Origin of the sequence: Mycobacterium sp. (assembly GCF_965229265.1) — a bacterium.
In the GTDB taxonomy this organism is placed as follows: domain Bacteria; phylum Actinomycetota; class Actinomycetes; order Mycobacteriales; family Mycobacteriaceae; genus Mycobacterium.
Window position 1 is genome coordinate 490,051 of sequence record NZ_CBDDIY010000013.1, and the last position, 19,255, is coordinate 509,305.

The following is a 19,255-nucleotide window of genomic DNA, read 5'->3' on the forward strand; positions in this document are numbered from 1 at the left end:
CCGTGGCGGCGGATCGGCGGGTCCTGTTGACCTCAGCCGGCCATGAACTGGTCGTAGGCCGACTGCAGGTCGGGTGACAACACCGCGACGCCGCACTGGCGCTGGACGTCGCCCAGGGGGGCCAGGATGCCGCGCAGGTCGTAGTACTCGCCCGGGTTGGCGGTGAAATACCCACGGACGTTCGCCGCGGCCTCCGGGCGGGGCTGGTTGGCCGCCGCCATGAGTACCTGTCCGGCACCGGGATGGCCGGCCAGGTACTGATGAGCCGAGCCGGTGACCGAGTTGACCGTGTTGGCAACGCCGGCTCCGCTGCAGTCCGGGGCGGCCGAGGCGATCGGTGCGGCCAGGGTGGCCAGGGTGGCCACCGCCATTGCCCCTACCACCCAACCGGCGAACCCGGCCGCGACCCGCGTACCCGGTGTGATTCCGCTGAACATCATGATCACTTCCTTCTCCGATTCATGAATCGGTCGCTGTTCCCCTTCCTGAAATCCAAAGTACGCCTGAGGTTTTGCAGCAAAATGTCGTAACGACTGCTGAATTCGGCCCCGAGGACGGTGTTACTGCATCAGTGGGTGATCTTCGACCCATTTCGTGGGGATCGGTTTACCGGGTAGTCAGGGCGGCCCACGAGTTCTGAATGTTCTTATTTCCCGGCGCAATCCCTTAGCTGATCGTGATCTCGGGTTGTGACGCAATCGTTATCGCCCGCAAACGGGAGTACGGACCGTGCATAGCGGGTAAAGGCCTTCAGAGGCGCAATAACCGCGCCGCCATCAACCCCCCAAGGGGAGGGACCCTATGACCACAGCAGATACCGCAACCTTGCTGGCCCAGCTGCGGGCCGTGCTCGACCTGACCAACACCGAGATCCAGATCGCCGAGACCCGCGTCGCACAGGCCCGTACCGACGCCGTGCGCCGCGAACTCACCCAGAACGCCCAGAACGGCCGCGAGCGCGCCGAGGCCATCGAGACCGCGATCCGCGACCTCGGTGGGTTCCCCGACGTCATCGGCCCGTTCCTCGGCCGCGCCGCCGCCGCCGTCAAGGCACTGACCGAGCAGGCCCAGCCCTTCGACGAGGCACTGCTGGGCGACCTCGCGCTGGAAGGACAGCTGCTCGACCGCGCCCGCTATCTCAAGGCGCTGGCCGTCGCCGCCCGGCAATCCGACGTCGAGAGCCTGGCCAATCGCCTGATCACCGCGCACTCGGCCACCGTGGACTGGCTCACGACGGTCCTGGCCGAGGACGCGCTCGGCGGGCCCGCGGCCCTGCGCCGCACGCCGGTGCAGGTTGTCACCGGCCTGGCCATTCGGGTGGCCAACTGGCCGATGATCTCCTCGGTCCGCGGCATCGATCGCGCCCTGGACGCCCTGCGCAACACCCGCCCCGCCGTCGACGAGCTGGTCAGCCGTGGCGCGCACGCCGGCGGTGTCGCCGTCAAGGCAGCGGCAGCGTCGCGTGACGCAGCGCTGGAATCCGCCGAGCGGGTCGCGCGTCGCGAGGGTGCGGACGGAGCCGCCGACGCCCTGCACTCGATGCGCAGCGCCACCGGTGTCCTGGAGCCCAGTGAACTGCCGATCACCGGCTACGACGAGCTCAACCTCAACGAGGCCGTCGCCGCCGTCAAGGAACTCGGCGACCCCGCCGACATTCGGGTGATCGTCGCCTACGAGGAAGCGCACAAGAATCGTGCTCGGCTGGTCTCGGCCGCTCAGGCCCGGGTGGCTGCCATCGCCCAGGAGATCGTCGGCATCGACTGACCGTGACGAGCGCCGTACCCGATGATGGAGCTGTGCCCGAGCAACGGAACCGCAAAGTCTCCATCGTCGGGGTCGGCAGCGTCGGGACGGCGATCGCCTACGCCTGCCTGATCCGCGGGTCGGCGGGCGCTCTGGCGCTGTATGACACGAACGCCAAGAAGGTGCGCGCCGAGGTCCTCGACCTCAACCACGGCAGCCAGTTCGTCCCGCACTGCACGGTGTCGGGCTCCGATCAGCTCGATATCACCGCGGGGTCGGCGATCGTTGTGGTGACCGCGGGGGCCAGGCAGCATCCCGGGCAGAGTCGTCTCGAGCTGGCGGCCACGAATGTGGCGATGGCACAGCAGCTCACCCCGCAGCTGCTGCAGATGTCGCCGCGAGCGGTGATCATCTTCGTCACCAACCCCGTCGACGTCGTCACCTATGCCGCCGCGCAGGCCGTCGACGCCCCGCCGGGACGGGTCTTTGGATCAGGGACCCTGTTGGACAGCAGCCGATTTCGCTTCTTGGTCGCCCAGCGCGCCGATCTGGCGGTGGGCAACGTGCACGGATTCATCGTCGGTGAACACGGCGACTCCGAGATATCCCTGTGGTCGAGCGTGTCGATCGGTGGTGTGCCGGCCGAGCAGTTCCGCAGCGACGGGGCGATCGTCTTCGACGAGGCCACCCGCACGGCCATCTCGGCCGATGTGGTCAACGCCGCCTACGAGATCATCGAGGGCAAGGGCGCGACGAATCTGGCGATCGGGTTGTCGACCGCCCGCATCATCGAGGCCGTGCTCGGCGATCAGCATCGAGTGATGCCGGTCTCCAGCGTCCAGCGCGGCGCCTATGAAATCACCGGTGTGGCACTGTCTTTGCCCACCGTGGTCTCGGCGGCCGGGGCCGGCGAGGTGCTACAGGTGCCGCTGGCCGTCAACGAACTGCTCGGGCTGCAGGCCTCGGCGACGGCGCTGCGTTCCGCGCAGGATTCGCTGAACCTGTGAAGTGCTCGTCGAGTTGACTCGGGCCACGGTTACGGTGGACTCATGACAGAAGCCATCAATTTCGACGAGATGAACCGCAAGGTCATCGAAGAGTTCCGCGCCACGGGCGGCAAGGCCGGCGGGATGTTCGAAGGGAAGCCACTGGTTCTGGTGCATCACGTCGGCGCGAAGTCGGGAACCCAGCGGATCGCGCCCCTGGTGCCCCTGCTGGAGGACGGCCGGATCTTCATCTTCGCCAGCAAGGGCGGAGCCGACACCAATCCGGACTGGTACCACAACCTGGTTGCCAACCCGAACACCGTCGTGGAGCTGGGAACCGAGACATTCCCGGTCACCGCGCGAGTGCTCTCCGGTCCCGAACGCGACGAGGTCTACGCCAAGCAGGTCGCGGTCGAACCCCAGTTCGGCGAGTACCAGCGCAACACCTCGCGCGTCATCCCGGTCGTCGAGCTGCGCCGCTCCTGAACCGCGGGTCTGCGGCGCAGTGGGGTCAAAGCACCTCGGGCAGGCCGAATTTCGCGAACAGGCTGGTGTCGAGGAACGCCACCACGTGGGAGATGCCGTCGGCGCGCAGGTCGAGCACGTGCAGCTGGAAGGGCACATGGCGCCCGCCGGTGTCGGGCAGGCGCATGTACATCGCCGCGGCCGGCTGCCCGTTGGCGATCAACGGCAGCAGCCGCATGTCGCCGGCCGCATCGGCCGGACAGTTCTCGTGGATGAGCGTCCCGATCGCCGGCCCGCCCTGGTACCAGCCGATAAACGGCGGCATCTCCCAGACGGCCTCGGCGGTGAACATCTCCACCAGCCGCTCGATGTCGTAGTCCTCGAACGCGGCGATGTAGCGGGCCAGCTGTTCGCGGGCTTCGGTCGACTCCGGCGGCGTGAGGTGGTCGTCCTGGCTCGGCCCGACCTCGTCGAGCTGGGCGCGGGCCCGCTGCAGCAGGCTGTTCACCGCGGCCGTGGAGGCGCCGATCGCCTCGGCGACCTCGGCAGCGCGCCACTGCAGCACGTCGCGCAGCACCAGAACGGCGCGCTGCCGCGGCGACAGATGCTGCAGGGCGGCAACGAAAGCCAGCCGGACCGACTCCCGGGATCCAACGATCACAGAAGGATCGGCGGGATCGTCATATGACGTGGTGGGCAGTGGCTCCAGCCAGGGCACCTCGGCCCGCTCGATGAGTTCGTCGGTGGGATTGGAGCTCGGCGCGCCCAGCCCGGTGGGCAGTGGCCTGCGCTGGCGACCCTCGAGCGCGGTCAGGCAGGTGTTCGTGGCGATGCGGTGCAACCAGGTGCGCACCGAGGATTTTCCCTCGAACCGGTCGAACGACTTCCACGCCCGCAGGAAGGTCTCCTGCACCAGGTCCTCGGCGTCGTGCAACGAGCCGGTCATCCGGTAGCAGTGCGCCAGCAGCTCGCGCCGGTACGGCTCGGCCCGAGCCAAGAAATCGTCGTCGCCCCCGTCAAGACTTTGTGCGAGCACGCTCACCGAACCGAGCTTACGCACGACCACCGACAACGGAAGCGGCGACAGCGGCGGGCCCCAACCCTGTGTCGAACTCGGCCGGGCCATCGACCCCGTTAGGCTCCCCTGATGGTCACAACGCGCACCGAGCGGACGTTCGACGGAGTCGGTGGCGTCCGCATCGTCTACGACGTGTGGACGCCCGACACCGAGCCCCGCGGCGTGGTCGTCCTGGCGCACGGCCTGGGTGAGCACGCCCGCCGCTACGACCACGTCGCCGAGCGCTTCGGCCAGGCCGGCCTGATCACCTACGCCCTCGACCACCGCGGTCACGGCCGCTCCGGCGGCAAACGGGTGCGGCTGAAGAGCATCGACGAGTACACCGGCGACTTCGACACCCTCGTCAACATTGCCGCCGCCGAGCACCCCGGACTGACCCGAATCGTGCTCGGCCACAGCATGGGTGGCGGCATCGTCTTCGCCTACGGCGTGGAGCGCCCCGGCGCGTTCGACCTGATGGTGCTCTCCGGCCCCGCGGTCGCCGCGCACATCGGGGTGCCCCCGGGTAAAGCCCTGCTGGGTAAGGCGGTGGGCTCGCTGCTGCCGAACCTTCCGGTCGAGGAACTCGACGCAAACGCCGTCTCACGCGACCCCGAGGTGGTGGCCGCCTACAACGCCGACCCGCTAGTGCACCACGGCAAGATCCCCGCCGGTATCGCCAAGGCGCTGCTGAAGGTCGGCGAGACGATGCCCCAGCGCGCCCGGCAACTCGCCGCGCCGCTGCTGGTGGTGCACGGCGCCGAGGATGCGCTGGTACCGGCCAGCGGCAGCGAACTGCTCGTCGACTGCGTCGGCTCCGCCGACGTGCACCTCAAGGTGTACCCGGAGCTCTACCACGAGGTGTTCAACGAGCCCGAGCGCGACCGGGTCCTCGACGACGTCACGGCCTGGATCGAGGCCAGGCTGTGAGGCTGGCCAGGTGCGTCGCGCTGGCGGCGCTGGCGCTGACCCTGGTGGCGGGCTGCTCGTCGACCGGCGAATCGTCCAAGGCCTGGGTCGAGGACGAGGTGACCTTCGACGCCGACGGATTGACCGTGCACGGCACCTACCGCCATCAGCACGGCGCCCCGCCCGCACCGGCGGCCCTACTGATCTCGGAGAGTGGCCGCACCGACCGCAACGGCGACAACAACGTCGCCGGCCCGATCGGCAACATGCGCCAGCTCGCCGAGTACCTGTCCGAGCACGGCGAGGCCTCCCTGCGCTACGACAAGGTCGGCACCGGCCGTACCGGGCTCGGCCCCTTCGCCGACCGCCCCGCCGACGTCGGCAGCGCCATCTACACCGCCGGGGCCAAGGCCGCGGTGCGGTTCCTGGCCGACCAGTCCGGCACCGACAAGAACCGGGTCTCGGTCTACGGCCTGGGGGAGGGCACCGTCCACGCCATGTCGCTGGCCGACGACACCTCCGCGGGCGCGCCCAAGATCCACGCGCTGGGGCTGCTGCAACCCCTGGCCGGTCGCTACCTCGACCTGATCACCAGCCGGGTCAAGGGCGATATGGCCGCGGCGGTCAAGAGCGGTCAGAAGAACCAGCAGCAGGCCGACCAAGTGATCGCCGCGTGGGACGCCGCGGTCCAGGAGACCAGAACCAAGGGCACCGTGGCGGCCAAGCTGCCCGAGGGTCTCAGCGCAATCCTCAACCCCGGCAATGTCAAAGCCGTCGCCGAGGCCGACGCCATCGACCCGCTGGATCTGGCCGCCCGCATCCCGGCCGGCACCCCGGTCCTGGTGACCTGCTCGGATTCCGATGCCCAGGCCAACTGCGCCGACATGGCGCCGCTCACCGCGGCACTGGCGCACACCGCACTGACGTTCCTGCAACTCAAGGGCGTCAACCACGTGCTGCGCGACGACCCGACCGACAACGTCGGCAACTACGCCAAACCGGGCCCGCTGTCACCGCAGCTGACCGCCGCCCTGGACCAGTTCGTCACCAGATGACCGGCCGTGCCGATGTCATAGTGCTCGGCTAGGTTGCCATTCGTGACCGACGACAAGATGCTCGCGCGGATCGCCGCGCTGCTCCGTCAGGCCGAAGGCACCGACAACGCCCACGAAGCCGAGGCGTTCATGGCCGCCGCGCAGCGTCTGGCCACCGCCACCTCCATCGACCTCGCCGTGGCGCGCGCCCACTCGGCCACCCGGACGGCGGCCCAGGCCCCGACCCAGCGGACCATCACCATGGGCGAGCCCGGCAGCCGCGGGCTGCGCACCTATGTGCAGCTGTTCGCCGGCATCGCCGCGGCCAACGACGTGCGCTGCGATGTCGCCTCCAACTCGACGTTCGTCTACGCCTACGGGTTCGGCGAGGACATCGACGCCAGCCACGCCCTCTACGCCAGCCTCGTGGTCCAGATGGTGCGGGCCTGTGACGCCTACCTGTCCACCGGGGCGCACCGCCCCACGCCGACCATCACCGCCCGGCTCAACTTCCAACTGGCCTTCGGTGCCCGGGTCGCCCAGCGTCTGGCGCAGGCGCGAGACGAAGCCCGTCACGAGGCCACCCGCGACCGGAAGTCCGCGCCGGGAACCGCATTGGCGCTGCGCAACAAGGAACTTGAGTTGCGCGACTACTACCGGCAGGCATCCAAGGCGCGGGGCACCTGGCAGGCCACCCGCGCGACGGCGGGGTATTCGTCGGCCGCCCGGCGCGCCGGTGACCGGGCCGGCCGGCAGGCCCAGCTGGGATCGTCCCCCGAACTGCCGGGGGCGCGCCGCCGGCTGTCCCGGTGAGCTCGCGCGACAGTCAGCGCTCGCGGGTCTACGCCGCCGAGGAGTTCATCCGAATGCTCTTCGACCGTGCCGCCCAACATAATTCACCCACCATCGACTTCTTCGGCGCTCAGCTCACCCTGCCGCCGGAAGGACGCTTCGCGTCGATGACGTCGGTGCAGCGCTACGTCGACGAGGTGCTGGCGCTGCCCGCGGTGGCCGACCGGTGGCCCGCCTCGGCGCCGCTGAGCGTGCGGCCCCGGCGGGCGGGGGGCGCCGCGCACTACGAGAACCGCGACGGCACAGGCGTTATCGCGGTCCCGGACCGCAACGCCGCCGACTGGGCCATGCGGGAGCTGGTCGTCCTGCACGAGATTGCCCACCACCTAGCGCCCGAGGGGCCCGCGCACGGGCCGGGCTTCACCGCGACCTTCTGTGAATTGGCTTCGGTGGTGATGGGCCCGGAGGTCGGTCATGTGCTTCGGGTGGTGTACGCCAAAGAGGGGGTGCGCTGAGCCGGTCCGCACCGGTTACGGTGGGGCGGTGAGCGACACGATCGGCCCCACCGACTGGCAGCCCGTCGACGAACTGCTGGACCGCCTGCTGCTCGGCGAGGATCGCGCGCTGGCCGCCGCGCTGGCCGACTCGGCGGCCGCCGGGCTGCCGCCCATCGAGGTGTCCCCGCAAAGCGCGCAGCTGCTCTACCTGTTGACCCGTATCCGCGGTGCCCGCCGGGTGCTGGAGATTGGCACCCTGGGCGGCTACAGCACGATCTGCCTGGCACGCGGCGTCGGCGCCGAAGGCAGCGTCGTCACACTGGAATACGAACCGCGGCACGCCGAGGTCGCCCGGACCAATCTCGAGCGGGCCGGGGTGGCCGACCGGGTGGACATCGTCGTCGGCGCCGCGCTGGAGCGCCTGCCCGGACTCACCGGTGAGTTCGATCTGGTGTTCATCGACGCCGACAAGGAGAACAACACCGCCTACGTCCAGTGGGCGATCGACCTCGGCCGGCCCGGCACCGTGATCGTGGTGGACAACGTGGTGCGCAGCGGCCGCATCCTGGACCCGGCGGACGGCGACCGCCAGGCCCGCGGCGTGCGCGACATGCTGGAGATGATGAGCACCCATCACCGCCTCGACACCGCCGCCATCCAGACGGTGGGGCGCAAAGGCTGGGACGGTTTCGCCGTCGCGCTGGTGACGTAGCCGTCAGCCGGCCGGAGCCACCTCGACCGGGAGCGCGCTGAGCACCGCCGTCCCGGACAGCGGATCCAGTAGCGTGCCGTCGTTGAGGCTGTTGACGTTCACCCCAGGGTCGCGCGCGGCAACCCGAAGCCGGGTGCCCGGTTCGCTGTGCCCCCACCCGTGCGGCAGCGACACCACGCCGGGACGGATCGCGTCGGTGATCTCCACCGGCACTTCGAGTTTCCCGCCCGGGCCGGTGACCAGGGCGAGCTCGTCCAGCCCCAGCCGGGCGGCGTCATCGGGATGGATCTGCAGTGTGCACCGGTTCGTGCCGCCCGACAGGGCGGGCAGGTTGTGCATCCAACTGTTGTTCGACCGCAGATGGCGGCGGCCGATCAGCAGGAATCCGGGCTCTTCGGACAGCGACGTCAGCAGCCGGGGGATATCGGCCAGGATCGGCTCGGGAGCCAGTTCCACTGTGCCCGAGGGGGTTCGGATCACCTCAGGGATCCGCGGTGTGAGCGGGCCGAGGTCGACACCGTGCGGTGTGTCCTTGAGTCGCTGCAGGGTCAGGCCATCCGGTCGGGCACCGAAGGCGTCACCAAACGGCCCCAGCCGCAGCATCATGTCCAGCCGCCGCTCGTAGCCCGGACCGTCGGGCAGCATGGCGGTGAGTTCCTCGACCGGGCGGCCCGACACCGGCGAGTGCGGATCGGCGGTCTCCTTGCCCAGCGTGGTGGCGATGACCTGGTCGTCGACGAGGTTCGGGTCGGCGTCGGGTCCCATTCCCAGCACGATCAAGGCCAGCCGGGACAGGATCTCGCACTCGTCGGGGCGTCCGGCGGGCAGCGGCAGCACCGGCGGGGAGTAGCGGGCGTTGTTGCGCACCATCGCCGCGCTGAGCGCGACGTCGAAGTGCGCCGCGCGCGACGGCGGGGGCGGCGGCAGGATGACGTCGGCGTGCCGGGTGGTCTCGTTGAGGTAGGGGTCGACCGACACCATGAAGGCGAGGCGGCCGAGGGCCTCGCTGAGCCGGGCGCCGTCCGGCGCCGACAGCACCGGATTGCCTGCGATCGTGATCAGGGCCTTGACCTGGCCGTCGCCGGGGGTCTCGATCTCCTCGGCCAGCGCGACCGTCGGCAGTTCGGACAGCACCTCGGGGTGCTGGGAGACCCGGCTGCGCCAGCGGCCGGTGGCAAAGCCCCGGCCGGGGCGGGCGGGGCGCGGGGCGGATGCGACCGGCGAGCTGGTGAACATCACCCCGCCGGCGCGGTCCAGATTGCCGGTCAGAATGTTCACGACGTCGACCAGCCAGCTGGTCAGGGTGCCGAACCCGACGGTCGAGGTGCCGATGCGGCCGTAGACCGCCGCGCTGGGCGCGGTGGCGATCTCGCGGGCCAGGGTCCGGATGTCGTCGGCACCGACACCGCAGTGCTGGGCGACCGCCTCGGGCGCGAAATCCGCCGCGGCCGCGCGTACCTGCTCGATCCCGGTGACGTGGCCGTCGAGGTGGCCGAGGTCGACCAGGTCCTCGTCGAAGAGCACGTGCACGATCGCGAACAGCAGCGCGGCATCGGTGCCGGGGCGCGGGGCGATGTGCCGGTCGGCCAGCTCGGCGGTGCGGGTGCGGGTCGGGTCGACGACCACCAGGCGTCCGCCGCGGCGGCGCAGCGCCTTGAGTTTGCCGCCGAAGTCGGCGGCGGTGGCCAGGGAACCGTTGGACACCAACGGGTTTCCGCCGATGATGACCAGGTAGTCGGTGCGGTCCAGGTCGGGGATCGTGAACGCCACCGGATTGCCGTACAGGTAGCCGCAGGCGACGTGTTTGGGCATCTGGTCCAGCGTGCTGGCCGAGAACACCTGGCGGGTGCCCAGCGACTTGAGGACGGCCGGGGCATAGAGCGAGCCGGCGATGGTGTGGGCGTTGGGATTGCCCAGATACATCGCCACCGAGGGCCCGCCGGTGTCGGCGATGACCCGCTGCAGACCCTCGGCGGCCGCGGCGAACGCCTCAGCCCACGTGGTCTCGACCAACTCGCCGCCGCGGCGGACCAGCGGGTTCTGCAGGCGGTCGGGATCGTTGTCCAGCTCGGGGAAACTCGCCCCCTTGGGGCAGATGAAACCGTGGCTGAACACGTCGTCCCGGTCGCCGCGGGCCGAGCTGACCCGCTCCGTGTCGTCGATGGTCAGGACCAGCCCGCAGGTGGCCTCGCAGATCGGGCAGATGCGCAATGCGGTGCGGCTCACGCTTGTCACTGTGCTCCCACCGCCGACCCGCTGGCAAGCCCGACCAACCGGATGGTCAGAATCTGCTCAGCTGCGCCAGGCCGCCGACTCCAACGCCAGCCGCAGCGCGGCGACGATGCGGTCTCGGTGGGCGGTGAAGCGTTCGGTGGGCGCGGGCACCGAGATCGCGACGATGTTGCCACCGGCCGCCCGCCCGGCGACGCCGGCGGCCGAGATCCCCTCGGTGTGCTCATCGAGGTCGAAAGCGACACGGCTGGTACGGATGCTGTCGATTTCCGCGCGCACCCGCTCGGCCACTGCCGAATCCAGCGCCGCCAGCGCGGCGTCGAGTTCGGCATCGTCGACCAACGCCAAGGCCGCCTTGCCGTTGGCGGTGTCGTGCAGGGTGAACCGGCCGCCGATCGCGGAGACGGCACGTAGCCGGTGTGGCGACTCGATCTGGTCGACGAACAGCATCTGGCCGCCCCGGTAGACCGAGAGGTCGACGGTCTCTCCGGTGGCCTCGGCCACCCGTTCCAGCGTCGGGCGAAATGTCGAGGAGATCTGGGCGGCGTTGGCGCTGGCCAGGCTCAGCAGCCGGTCGCCCAGGACGATGCGACCGTCGTCGTCGACCGCGGCGAACCCGATCTCGGTCAGCCCGACCAACAGCCGCCGGGTCGTCGACTTGGCCAGCCCCAGCCGGCTGTGCAGGTCGACCAGCCGCAGCCGGCCCGGCGCGGTCGCGATCTCGTCGAGCGCGGCCGCGGCCCGGCGCAGCACCTGGATGCCGTCGTCGCGGCCGGCCCCCCGAGGTTCGTCTGCACCGGAAATTGCCGGATCCGCCATCTGGTCGTCCCTTCCTATCCGATGCCCTCCACGGTAATGTGCCGCATTACGGATCATAGCGGTCCGCATTGTGAATCAGAGGAGGCTCTGGTGGGGTCACTTCCGGAGGGTCGCCATTTCTTCCGCGGCGACGACGGGTACGAGGACGCGCGCCGCGCCACGGTGTGGAACAAGCGCGTGCCCGACCGCTACCCGGACGTCATCGTCCAAGCGGTCGACGCCGACGACGTGGTGGCCGCGGTGCGGTATGCCAAGGCCAACCACAAGCAGGTCAGCATCAAGTCCGGCGGCCACAGCTGGGCGGCCAGTCACCTGCGCGACGGCGCGGTGCTGCTGGACATGAGCCGGGTCGACCAGACCAGCATCGACACCGCCAAGCAGACCGCGGTCGCGGGCCCCGGTAAGGGCGGCAGCGCGCTCGCCGCCCAGCTCGACGAGGTGGGCCTGTTCTTTCCCGCCGGGCATTGCAAGGGCGTGTGCATCGGCGGTTATCTGCTGCAAGGTGGTTACGGCTGGAACAGCCGTGTGGTGGGGCCTGCCTGCGAAAGCGTGATCGGCTTGGACGTGGTGACCGCCGACGGCGAGAAGATCTATATCGACGCCGACCACCATCCGGATCTGTACTGGGCCGCCCGCGGTGCCGGGCCGGGCTTCTTTGCCGTGGTCACCGCGTTCCACCTCAAGCTCTACAAGAAGCCCGCCGTGCTGGGCAGCAGCTTCTACGCCTATCCCATCGAACTCGCCGACGAGATCTTCACCTGGGCCCGCGGCATCTCCGGCGAAGTGGACCGACGGGTCGAGTTGCAGATCGTCGCCTCCAGCAGCGTGCCCAACGCCGGCATCGACCGCCCGGCCATCGTGATGGCTTCCCCGGCGTTCGCCGACACCGAGGACGAGGCCAAAGAGGCTTTCGGCATTCTCGACCGATGCCCGGTAGCCGACAAGGCGCTGATCGCGGTTCCCTACGCGCCCATGGGTTTGCCCGATTGGTACACCGCGGTCATGAGCAACTACCTCGCCGATCACCGGTACACCGCCGACAATATGTGGACCAACGCCTCGGCCGCGGAGCTGTTGCCCGGCATTCACCGGATCCTGGACACTCTCCCGCCGCACCCGGCGCATTTCCTGTGGCTGAACTGGGGTCCGTCACCGGAGCGCCAGGACATGGCCTACAGCCTGGAAAGCGAGATCTATCTGGCGCTGTACGCCGGCTGGATGGATCCCGCTGACGACGAGAAGTACAGCGACTGGCCGCGTTCCAATATGGCGGCGATGGCACCGCTGGCCACTGGAATCCAGCTCGCCGACGAAAACCTCGGCCAGCGGCCGGCGAAGTTCGCCACCGACGAGAACATGGCCAAGCTCGACCGGGTGCGCGCCCAGTACGACCCGGACGGCCGCTTCCACAGCTGGATGGGACGCGTCTGATGACCTACCTGGGTTACCGGCCCGGCGATGCGGACACGCCGTGGGGCAAGTACTTCGACCCGCAAATGGCAACGCTACCCAGCCACGTCGTCGTCGCCCTCGAGCACGGCCCGCAGGCCGACCAAACACTGCTCGGATTCGATTCCGCCGCATCGATTCTCGATGACGGCTATCAGCAGACCGAGAACGGCTATGGCACGTTGCGCGGTGGCGGGTTCCACGTCGCGGTTCGCACCGACATGCCCGGTGTGACGCCGGCGATGTGGGACTGGTGGTTCGGCTGGCACGGCAGCGACTCGCGCCGCTACAAGTTGTGGCATCCACGCGCCCACGCCTCGGCGCACTGGGGTGACGACGGACCTGACGGCCGCTACGTCGGCCGGACCTCAATCATCGAGGAGTACTTGGGCTCGGCCTACACCAAGGGGGCGATCCAGTTCCTCGAACCGTCGGCCCTGGGTCTGGACGCATCGCGGCTCGGCGGGGACGTCGCGGTGTGCGCCCGGCTGGGCTCCAGCGAGCTGCCGGTGGACATCGGCTGGTTCATCCACCATGTCCGGGCGACCCCCGACGGCGCGGAGATGCGGTCGCGGTTCTGGATGGGTGGACCGTTCATCGGCGTGCGCGGCGGCAACCGGCTGGCCGACTCGGTGATCCGGCCCGTCGCCGCGCGCCAGCTGCCGCAACCCCGGGACTTGCTGGTGCACTGCGCCCAGGAGATGAACCATCTGGCTGCCCGGCTGGCCGCGATCCACGCCGAGTTCGCCACGGCCTGACCCGCCCGACGCGCCGACCCGCGCCGAGATTGCGAAACTGCCGCCGACGTCAGCGGGAAGGACTATGTTCCTGAGAGCAGCCTGAGAAGTAGGCGTAAGGGGTGGGGGACATGGCAGCTACAACACTTTCGAGCAGAATTCAGCGACGGTCGAAGGCCGGCGGCAGGAAGGCCGCGCTGTTCGGCGCGGCAGCGGCGACGGCCGTGGCGATGACGGTGGGTACGGCGGTGACGCCGACCGCTCCCACGGCCAGCGCGCTGACCCTCGACACGACCACCACCGGGCCGCTGCTGTGGCTGGTCAACCAGCTCGGGGTGGACAGCGTCACCTTCGACAATGTGCCGGTCATTGGCTCGATCACGTTGGCTTTCGACTGGAATGAGGCCGACTCGGTCGGTCTCTACAACGTGCTCAACTCCTCGACATTCGGTGGGTTCAACCCGCTCTTCTATTCCTTCACCCGCCCCAATATCCTGGCCTCCAATCCCACCGGGCCGCTGCTGGTTGCGTCCGGGACGGCCGTGCCCACCGCGCTGCAGACCTACCAAGCCCTGTTAGCGAGCGCCAACGGCAACACACCGGCCGGGTACACCCCGCTCACCAACCCCGGCAAAGTCAACATCTCCGGTAACTCCTGCACCACGGGGATCACCTGCGCCCAGGGCACCAACGTCACCAACCTGCCGATCGCCTTGATCCGCAACCCCGAGACGCCCAACGGTGGCCTGTACGCCCGCTTCGCGCCGATCTTCAACCTGTTCGGGATGAATCCGGTCAGCCCCAACGCCGGCTCCGGCTCGAGCACCGGCATCGTGCTGAACGGTGCCTTCGTCAACGTCGCGCTCGGCTACGACATGTTGTCGGACTTCCCGGCAACGCTCAACCCGTTCTCGCTGCTCAACTCCCTGTATGCCAGCGTCCTGCCCACGTACCTGCTCGGGGGCGTGGAATTGCAGGGGACCAGCGTCAGCACGATCGAGACCAACCTGATCGCGCTGGTGACCCTCGGTACCCCCAGCACGACCTACAGCACTCTCGTCCCGAAGGACCTGCCCCTGCTCGAGCCGCTGCGGTTGCCCTCCCGGCTGCTCAACGCCGCCTTCGACGCGCTCGGGGTGGGGATCCACCTGGGGACGCCGTTGGCCGACGCGCTGCAACCGGCGCTGACCATCCTGGTCAACACTGGCTACACCGATGTCCAGACGCCGAGCGAGGGCGGAACCTACAACCGCACCTACGATCAGTCGGGCCAGTACGTTCCGTACCTGTCGCAGGCCACGCTCACCCCGCAGGAGTGGGCGCAGGTTCCCGGCGACGTCATCAAGGCGCTGATCACCGGCTTCAAGGATGTGTTCTTCCCGAACTCGGCCGCCTCGGTGCCCGCCTCGGCGGCGGCGTCGCTGAAGGCAGCGCCTGCGGCCCAGGCGATCGCGGCTTCCTCGAGCACGCAGACCCAGTCGACGGTCGACGAGCCGACGACGGCGGCGGTCAATGACGACGTCACGGACGTCACGGACGTCACGGACGTCAAGGACGTCAAGGACGTCGCCGCCTCCGACGACGCTGCCTCGACGGGTTCACCGTCCACGCCGACGACCTCGGTGACGGTGGGCAAGTCCGGCAAACCGTCGAAGAAGGCCGACAGCGCTGCCGGCAGCCATGATTCAGCCCAGAACAGCTCTGCCCACAAGGGTGGGGTGGGCGGATCCAAGCGGTCCGCCGGCGACTAGGACGTCGAGGGCGGATCTACGCAACCCGGTGCGGCCGCGGACTAGCCGCAGACCGCGCCGCCGGCGGCCGACCCGACCAGCTTGCGGTACTTGGCCAGCACACCGGTGGTGTAGCGCGGGGCTGGGGGGGTGAAACCCGCACGGCGAGAGTCGAATTCGCCCTCGTCCACCAGAACGTCCAAGGTCGAGTTGGCCACGTCGAGCCGGATCCGGTCACCGTCGTTGACGAAGGCGATCGGCCCGGCATCCACCGCCTCGGGCGCCACGTGCCCCACGCACAGGCCGGTGGTGCCGCCGGAGAACCGGCCGTCGGTCAGCAGCAGCACGTCCTTGCCCAGGCCCGCGCCCTTGATCGCACCGGTGATCGCCAGCATCTCGCGCATTCCGGGGCCGCCCTTGGGGCCCTCGTAGCGGATCACCACCACGTCACCGGCGGTGATCGTGCCGTCCTCGAGGGCATCCATCGCTGCTCGCTCGCCGTCGAAAACCCTCGCGGTTCCCTCGAACACACTGGAATCGAAGCCGGCCGACTTGACCACCGCGCCCTCGGGAGCCAGCGAGCCGTGCAGGATCGTGATGCCGCCGGTGGGGTGGATCGGGTTGTCCAGCGCGCGCAGCACCTTGCCGTCGGGATCCGGCGGCGCGATGTGGGCGAGGTTCTCGGCCATGGTCTTTCCGGTCACCGTCATCACGTCACCGTGCATCAGCCCGGCATCGAGCAGGGCCTTCATGATCACCGGCACGCCGCCGATGTGGTCGACGTCGAACATGACGTGCTTGCCGAACGGCTTCACGTCGGCCAGGTGCGGCACCCTGGCGCCGACGCGGGTGAAGTCGGCCAGGGACAGCTCGACCTCGGCCTCATGGGCGATCGCCAGCAGGTGCAGCACCGCGTTGGTGGACCCGCCGAACGCCATCACTACCGCGATGGCGTTTTCGAAGGCTTCCTTGGTCAGGATGTCGCGGGCGGTGATCCCGCGCCGCAGCAGCTCGACCACGGCCTGGCCGCTGCGCCGGGCGAACCCGTCCCGGCGCCGGTCGGTGGCCGGCGGGGCGGCGCTGCCGGGCAGCGACATGCCCAGCGCCTCGGCGGCGCTGGCCATGGTGTTGGCGGTGTACATGCCACCGCACGCGCCCTCGCCCGGGCAGATCGCCCGCTCGATGGCGTCGACGTCGGCGCGTGACATCAGCCCGCGCGCGCAGGCGCCGACGGCCTCGAAGGCGTCGATGATCGTCACGTCCATCTCGGTGCCGTCGGACAGTTTGGCCCGCCCCGGCAGGATCGAGCCCGCATAGAGGAACACCGCGGCCAGATCCAGCCGCGCGGCGGCCATCAACATTCCCGGCAGCGACTTGTCGCACCCGGCCAGCAGCACCGAACCGTCGAGGCGCTCGGCCTGCATGACGGTCTCGACGCTGTCGGCGATGACCTCGCGAGACACCAGCGAGAAGTGCATGCCCTCGTGGCCCATCGAGATGCCGTCGGAGACGGAGATCGTGCCGAATTCGAGCGGGTAGCCGCCGGCCTCGAACACGCCTTCCTTCACGGCCTGGGCCAGGCGTTGCAACGATAGGTTGCAGGGCGTGATCTCGTTCCACGAGGACGCCACCCCGATCTGCGGCTTGGCGAAGTCCTCGTCGCCCATGCCTACCGCGCGGAGCATCCCGCGGGCGGCGGTCTTCTCCAGACCGTCGGTGACGTCGCGACTGCGGGGCTTGAGATCGGGCGTTTGGCTCACCGGTCAAGTATGCCGTGGTGGGGGATGGCGACCAAATCCCTTTTATACCCCCGAGGGGTATTCCGGTACGGTGGCAGGATGACGTCGACCCGCCGCCGCATCGTCGCCGCGGCCACCGCCCTCGCCACCGCCGTCGTGATCGCGTCATGCAGCCGGCCCCAGGACCACAGCGAACCCTCCGCACCGGCTGCGACCAGCACCGAGACGGTGGCCGCGCACAACGCCGACGACATCATGTTCGCCCAGATGATGATCCCTCACCATCAACAGGCCCTCGAGCTGTCCGCCCTGGTGCCGCAACGGTCGGCAGATCCCGCGGTGATCAAGCTGGCGTCGACCATTTCCGCAGAGCAGCAACCGGAGATCAACGCGATGAAGGCGCTGCTGCTGCAGTGGGACGTCGACCTCAACGCCGCCGGAGACCACGGCGGTATGGCGATGCAGGGCATGGTCGACGGCGCCACGATGGCCAAACTCAACTCGCTCACCGGCCCCGAATTCGACACACTGTGGCTGCAGTCGATGATCGGCCACCACCAGGGGGCCATCGAGATGGCCAAGACCGAGATCGCCAACGGCACCAGCGCCGACATGACGGCGCTGGCCAAGGGCATGGTCACCGCGCAGCAGGCCGAGATCGATCAGATGAAGCAGATCCTTGGAGGGTAAATGACTGGCGCTCATGGATATTCGGCGCGTAAGGACAATTACGCCAAGCGGCTGCGCCGGATCGAAGGGCAGGTCCGCGGGATTGCCAAGATGATCGACGAGGACAAGTACTGCATCGACGTGCTGACCCAGATCAGTGCCGTCAACAGTGCATTGCAGTCGGTGGCCCTGGGCCTGCTTGAGGAACATCTCAATCACTGTGTGAGTCACGCGGTCGCGCAGGGCGGCGAGGATGCCGACAAGAAGCTGGCCGAGGCCACCGCTGCGATCGCCCGGCTGGTGCGCTCCTGAGCGGCGCAACCCGCTGAACCACCGCGGCGTGCAACGCCGGGCGACCTCGGCCGGTTTGGCCGCCGCAGCCGATACCGTGATGGCGTGCTCCCAGTGCCGAACTCACGGGTCGGCCCGGGAGAACGCTTGTCATGATCGACTCGTCGCCTCCCGCCCGCACCGGACCGTGGACACCGCGGGTTGCGGTGGCACTGGGTGTGCTGGCCGCGGCGGCGTTCATCTACGTCACCGCCGAGATCATGCCGGTCGGGGCGTTACCGGCCATCGCGCGCGACCTTGACGTCAGTGAGGCGATGGTCGGCACCCTGCTGGCCAGCTACGCCCTGGTGGCGGCCCTGGCCACGATGCCGCTGCTGCGCGCGACGGCGACCTGGCCGCGGCGGCGCACCCTGCTGTGCACGCTGGCCTGCCTGTCGGCATCGCAGCTGATCTCGGCGCTGGCGCCGTCGTTCGCCGTGCTGGCCTGCGGCCGGGTGCTGTGCGCCCTGACCCACGGACTGATGTGGTCGGTGATCGCCCCGATCGGTGCGCGCCTGGTGCCGCCCAGCCACGCCGGGCGCGCCACCATGGCCGTCTATGTCGGCACCGGCCTGGCCCTGGTCGTCGGCAGCCCGCTGACGGCGGCGATGAGTGAGGTGTGGGGATGGCGGTGGGCGGTCGGGGCGATCACGGTGGCCGCGCTGGTGGTGCTGGTGGCCGCCCGCCTCACACTGCCGGCCATGGTGATGGCGACGGGGGCGGACGGCGCCGGGGCCGGCCGGGTGGCTCACCACCGCAACGGCCCGCTGGTGACACTCAGTGTGTTGACGCTGGTGGGCGTCACCGGCCACTTCATCTCCTACACGTTCATCGTGGTGATCATCCGCGACGTCGTCGGGGTGCGCGGGCCGCACCTGGCGTGGCTGCTGGCCGCCTACGGACTGGCCGGGCTGGCCGCCATGGCGGTGCTGGCCCGGCCGGGGGACCGCCGGCCCAAGGCGACCGTCGTGGCCTGCCTGATCGGGTCCACCCTGGCGTTCACGGTGCTGGCAGCGTTGGGTGCCGGCGGTCCGCACACCGTCGCGACGGTGCTGGCCGGTGCGGCGGCCATCGTGCTCTGGGGCGCCACGGCCACCGCGATGCCGCCGATGCTGCAGGCCGCCGCGATGCGGCACGCCCCGCAGGACCCGGACGGGGCGTCGGGCCTTTACGTGGCCGCGTTTCAGGTCGGCATCATGGCCGGCTCGCTGGCCGGTGGGCTGCTGTATCAGCGCGCCGGAGTGCCGGCCATGATCGCCGCGTCGGCGCTGCTCATGCTGAGTGCCCTGGTGTGCGTGGTGGGCAGCCGTGGGCTGTTCGCGCTCGCCCCGGCTACCAGCGGAAAGTAACGCTTG

General features: G+C 69.5%; 19 protein-coding genes. 14 read left to right on the forward strand and 5 right to left on the reverse strand.

Going from position 1 to position 19,255, the window contains the following annotated elements; genetic code table 11:
* Positions 1 to 32: 32 nt before the first annotated feature.
* A complete protein-coding gene (locus tag ADBZ9K_RS24420) occupies positions 33 to 440 on the reverse strand; it encodes a hemophore-related protein (RefSeq protein WP_526624829.1) in 408 nt (135 codons plus the stop codon).
* A 361-nt stretch (positions 441 to 801) separates the two neighbouring features.
* On the opposite strand from ADBZ9K_RS24420, the gene ADBZ9K_RS24425 reads away from it, so the two are divergent.
* Genes ADBZ9K_RS24425 through ADBZ9K_RS24435 form a run of 3 tightly spaced genes read left to right on the forward strand, consistent with a single transcriptional unit; the run spans position 802 to position 3,215 of the window.
* The gene (locus ADBZ9K_RS24425; protein WP_526624830.1) at positions 802 to 1,764 is read left to right on the forward strand and encodes a ferritin-like domain-containing protein; all 963 of its coding nucleotides are present in this window, start codon (positions 802 to 804) and stop codon (positions 1,762 to 1,764) included.
* 2 nt (positions 1,765 to 1,766) lie between these two features.
* On the forward strand, positions 1,767 to 2,750 hold the full coding sequence (locus tag ADBZ9K_RS24430; RefSeq protein ID WP_526624831.1) for an L-lactate dehydrogenase: 984 nt from the start codon (positions 1,767 to 1,769) through the stop codon (positions 2,748 to 2,750).
* Positions 2,751 to 2,792: 42 nt separating this feature from the next.
* Positions 2,793 to 3,215, forward strand: a complete 423-nt coding sequence (locus tag ADBZ9K_RS24435; protein WP_526624832.1) for a nitroreductase family deazaflavin-dependent oxidoreductase — start codon at positions 2,793 to 2,795, stop codon at positions 3,213 to 3,215.
* Between the two features lie 25 nt (positions 3,216 to 3,240).
* On the opposite strand, the gene ADBZ9K_RS24440 is transcribed toward ADBZ9K_RS24435, so the two are convergent.
* Entirely contained in the window at positions 3,241 to 4,236 is a 996-nt protein-coding gene (locus ADBZ9K_RS24440) for an RNA polymerase subunit sigma-70 (protein ID WP_526624833.1), read from the reverse strand.
* Positions 4,237 to 4,341: 105 nt separating this feature from the next.
* On the opposite strand from ADBZ9K_RS24440, the gene ADBZ9K_RS24445 reads away from it, so the two are divergent.
* Genes ADBZ9K_RS24445 through ADBZ9K_RS24465 form a run of 5 tightly spaced genes read left to right on the forward strand, consistent with a single transcriptional unit; the run spans position 4,342 to position 8,195 of the window.
* Positions 4,342 to 5,181 carry an alpha/beta hydrolase gene (locus ADBZ9K_RS24445; RefSeq protein ID WP_526624834.1) on the forward strand — a complete coding sequence of 280 codons (840 nt, stop codon included), beginning with the start codon at positions 4,342 to 4,344 and terminating at the stop codon, positions 5,179 to 5,181.
* Entirely contained in the window at positions 5,178 to 6,215 is a 1,038-nt protein-coding gene (locus ADBZ9K_RS24450) for an alpha/beta hydrolase (RefSeq protein WP_526624835.1), read from the forward strand. The genes ADBZ9K_RS24445 and ADBZ9K_RS24450 overlap by 4 nt, the downstream gene beginning before the upstream one ends.
* A 42-nt stretch (positions 6,216 to 6,257) precedes the next feature.
* Entirely contained in the window at positions 6,258 to 7,007 is a 750-nt protein-coding gene (locus ADBZ9K_RS24455; protein WP_526624836.1) for a DUF2786 domain-containing protein, read from the forward strand.
* Positions 7,004 to 7,501 (forward strand): TIGR04338 family metallohydrolase, encoded by a 498-nt coding sequence (locus ADBZ9K_RS24460; protein WP_526624837.1) that lies wholly within the window; start codon positions 7,004 to 7,006, stop codon positions 7,499 to 7,501. The genes ADBZ9K_RS24455 and ADBZ9K_RS24460 overlap by 4 nt, the downstream gene beginning before the upstream one ends.
* Positions 7,502 to 7,529: 28 nt before the next feature.
* Positions 7,530 to 8,195 (forward strand): O-methyltransferase, encoded by a 666-nt coding sequence (locus ADBZ9K_RS24465; protein ID WP_526624838.1) that lies wholly within the window; start codon positions 7,530 to 7,532, stop codon positions 8,193 to 8,195.
* 3 nt (positions 8,196 to 8,198) lie between these two features.
* On the opposite strand, the gene ADBZ9K_RS24470 is transcribed toward ADBZ9K_RS24465, so the two are convergent.
* Both ADBZ9K_RS24470 and ADBZ9K_RS24475 read right to left on the reverse strand, forming a co-directional pair.
* Positions 8,199 to 10,421, reverse strand: coding sequence for a molybdopterin-dependent oxidoreductase (locus ADBZ9K_RS24470; RefSeq protein WP_526624839.1), 2,223 nt, complete (start codon positions 10,419 to 10,421; stop codon positions 8,199 to 8,201).
* Between the two features lie 66 nt (positions 10,422 to 10,487).
* Positions 10,488 to 11,246: an IclR family transcriptional regulator gene (locus ADBZ9K_RS24475; RefSeq protein WP_526624840.1), complete on the reverse strand. Its 759-nt coding sequence runs from the start codon at positions 11,244 to 11,246 to the stop codon at positions 10,488 to 10,490.
* Between the two features lie 90 nt (positions 11,247 to 11,336).
* On the opposite strand from ADBZ9K_RS24475, the gene ADBZ9K_RS24480 reads away from it, so the two are divergent.
* From ADBZ9K_RS24480 to ADBZ9K_RS24490, 3 genes are all read left to right on the forward strand, one after another.
* Positions 11,337 to 12,677 carry an FAD-binding oxidoreductase gene (locus tag ADBZ9K_RS24480; protein ID WP_526624841.1) on the forward strand — a complete coding sequence of 447 codons (1,341 nt, stop codon included), beginning with the start codon at positions 11,337 to 11,339 and terminating at the stop codon, positions 12,675 to 12,677.
* The gene (locus ADBZ9K_RS24485) at positions 12,677 to 13,453 is read left to right on the forward strand and encodes a DAPG hydrolase family protein (protein ID WP_526624842.1); all 777 of its coding nucleotides are present in this window, start codon (positions 12,677 to 12,679) and stop codon (positions 13,451 to 13,453) included. Before ADBZ9K_RS24480 ends, ADBZ9K_RS24485 begins: the two co-directional genes overlap by 1 nt.
* Before the next feature lie 110 nt (positions 13,454 to 13,563).
* Positions 13,564 to 15,183: a PE-PPE domain-containing protein gene (locus ADBZ9K_RS24490; protein ID WP_526624843.1), complete on the forward strand. Its 1,620-nt coding sequence runs from the start codon at positions 13,564 to 13,566 to the stop codon at positions 15,181 to 15,183.
* A gap of 41 nt (positions 15,184 to 15,224) precedes the next feature.
* Here the strand turns inward: ADBZ9K_RS24490 and ilvD are convergent, their stop codons facing one another.
* Positions 15,225 to 16,922, reverse strand: a complete 1,698-nt coding sequence (ilvD, locus tag ADBZ9K_RS24495) for a dihydroxy-acid dehydratase (RefSeq protein WP_526624844.1) — start codon at positions 16,920 to 16,922, stop codon at positions 15,225 to 15,227.
* Positions 16,923 to 17,000: 78 nt separating this feature from the next.
* Between ilvD and ADBZ9K_RS24500 the strand changes: the two genes are divergently transcribed.
* From ADBZ9K_RS24500 to ADBZ9K_RS24510, 3 genes are all read left to right on the forward strand, one after another.
* On the forward strand, positions 17,001 to 17,591 hold the full coding sequence (locus ADBZ9K_RS24500; RefSeq protein WP_526624845.1) for a DUF305 domain-containing protein: 591 nt from the start codon (positions 17,001 to 17,003) through the stop codon (positions 17,589 to 17,591).
* Entirely contained in the window at positions 17,592 to 17,882 is a 291-nt protein-coding gene (ricR, locus tag ADBZ9K_RS24505) for a copper-sensing transcriptional repressor RicR (RefSeq protein ID WP_526624846.1), read from the forward strand. It begins immediately after the preceding gene.
* 131 nt (positions 17,883 to 18,013) lie between these two features.
* Positions 18,014 to 19,249, forward strand: coding sequence for an MFS transporter (locus tag ADBZ9K_RS24510; protein WP_526624847.1), 1,236 nt, complete (start codon positions 18,014 to 18,016; stop codon positions 19,247 to 19,249).
* The last annotated feature ends 6 nt before the right edge of the window (positions 19,250 to 19,255 follow it).

Bases quoted from the DNA above. Each gene is read 5' to 3' on its own strand.
- ADBZ9K_RS24420 (WP_526624829.1), bottom strand. From the start codon at position 440: ATGATGTTCAGCGGAATCACACCGGGTACGCGGGTCGCGGCCGGGTTC.
- ricR (WP_526624846.1), top strand. From the start codon at position 17,592: ATGACTGGCGCTCATGGATATTCGGCGCGTAAGGACAATTACGCCAAG.
- ADBZ9K_RS24490 (WP_526624843.1), top strand. From the start codon at position 13,564: ATGGCAGCTACAACACTTTCGAGCAGAATTCAGCGACGGTCGAAGGCC.
- ADBZ9K_RS24485 (WP_526624842.1), top strand. From the start codon at position 12,677: ATGACCTACCTGGGTTACCGGCCCGGCGATGCGGACACGCCGTGGGGC.
- ADBZ9K_RS24510 (WP_526624847.1), top strand. From the start codon at position 18,014: ATGATCGACTCGTCGCCTCCCGCCCGCACCGGACCGTGGACACCGCGG.
- ADBZ9K_RS24500 (WP_526624845.1), top strand. From the start codon at position 17,001: ATGACGTCGACCCGCCGCCGCATCGTCGCCGCGGCCACCGCCCTCGCC.
- ADBZ9K_RS24475 (WP_526624840.1), bottom strand. From the start codon at position 11,246: ATGGCGGATCCGGCAATTTCCGGTGCAGACGAACCTCGGGGGGCCGGC.
- ADBZ9K_RS24445 (WP_526624834.1), top strand. From the start codon at position 4,342: ATGGTCACAACGCGCACCGAGCGGACGTTCGACGGAGTCGGTGGCGTC.
- ADBZ9K_RS24425 (WP_526624830.1), top strand. From the start codon at position 802: ATGACCACAGCAGATACCGCAACCTTGCTGGCCCAGCTGCGGGCCGTG.
- ADBZ9K_RS24435 (WP_526624832.1), top strand. From the start codon at position 2,793: ATGACAGAAGCCATCAATTTCGACGAGATGAACCGCAAGGTCATCGAA.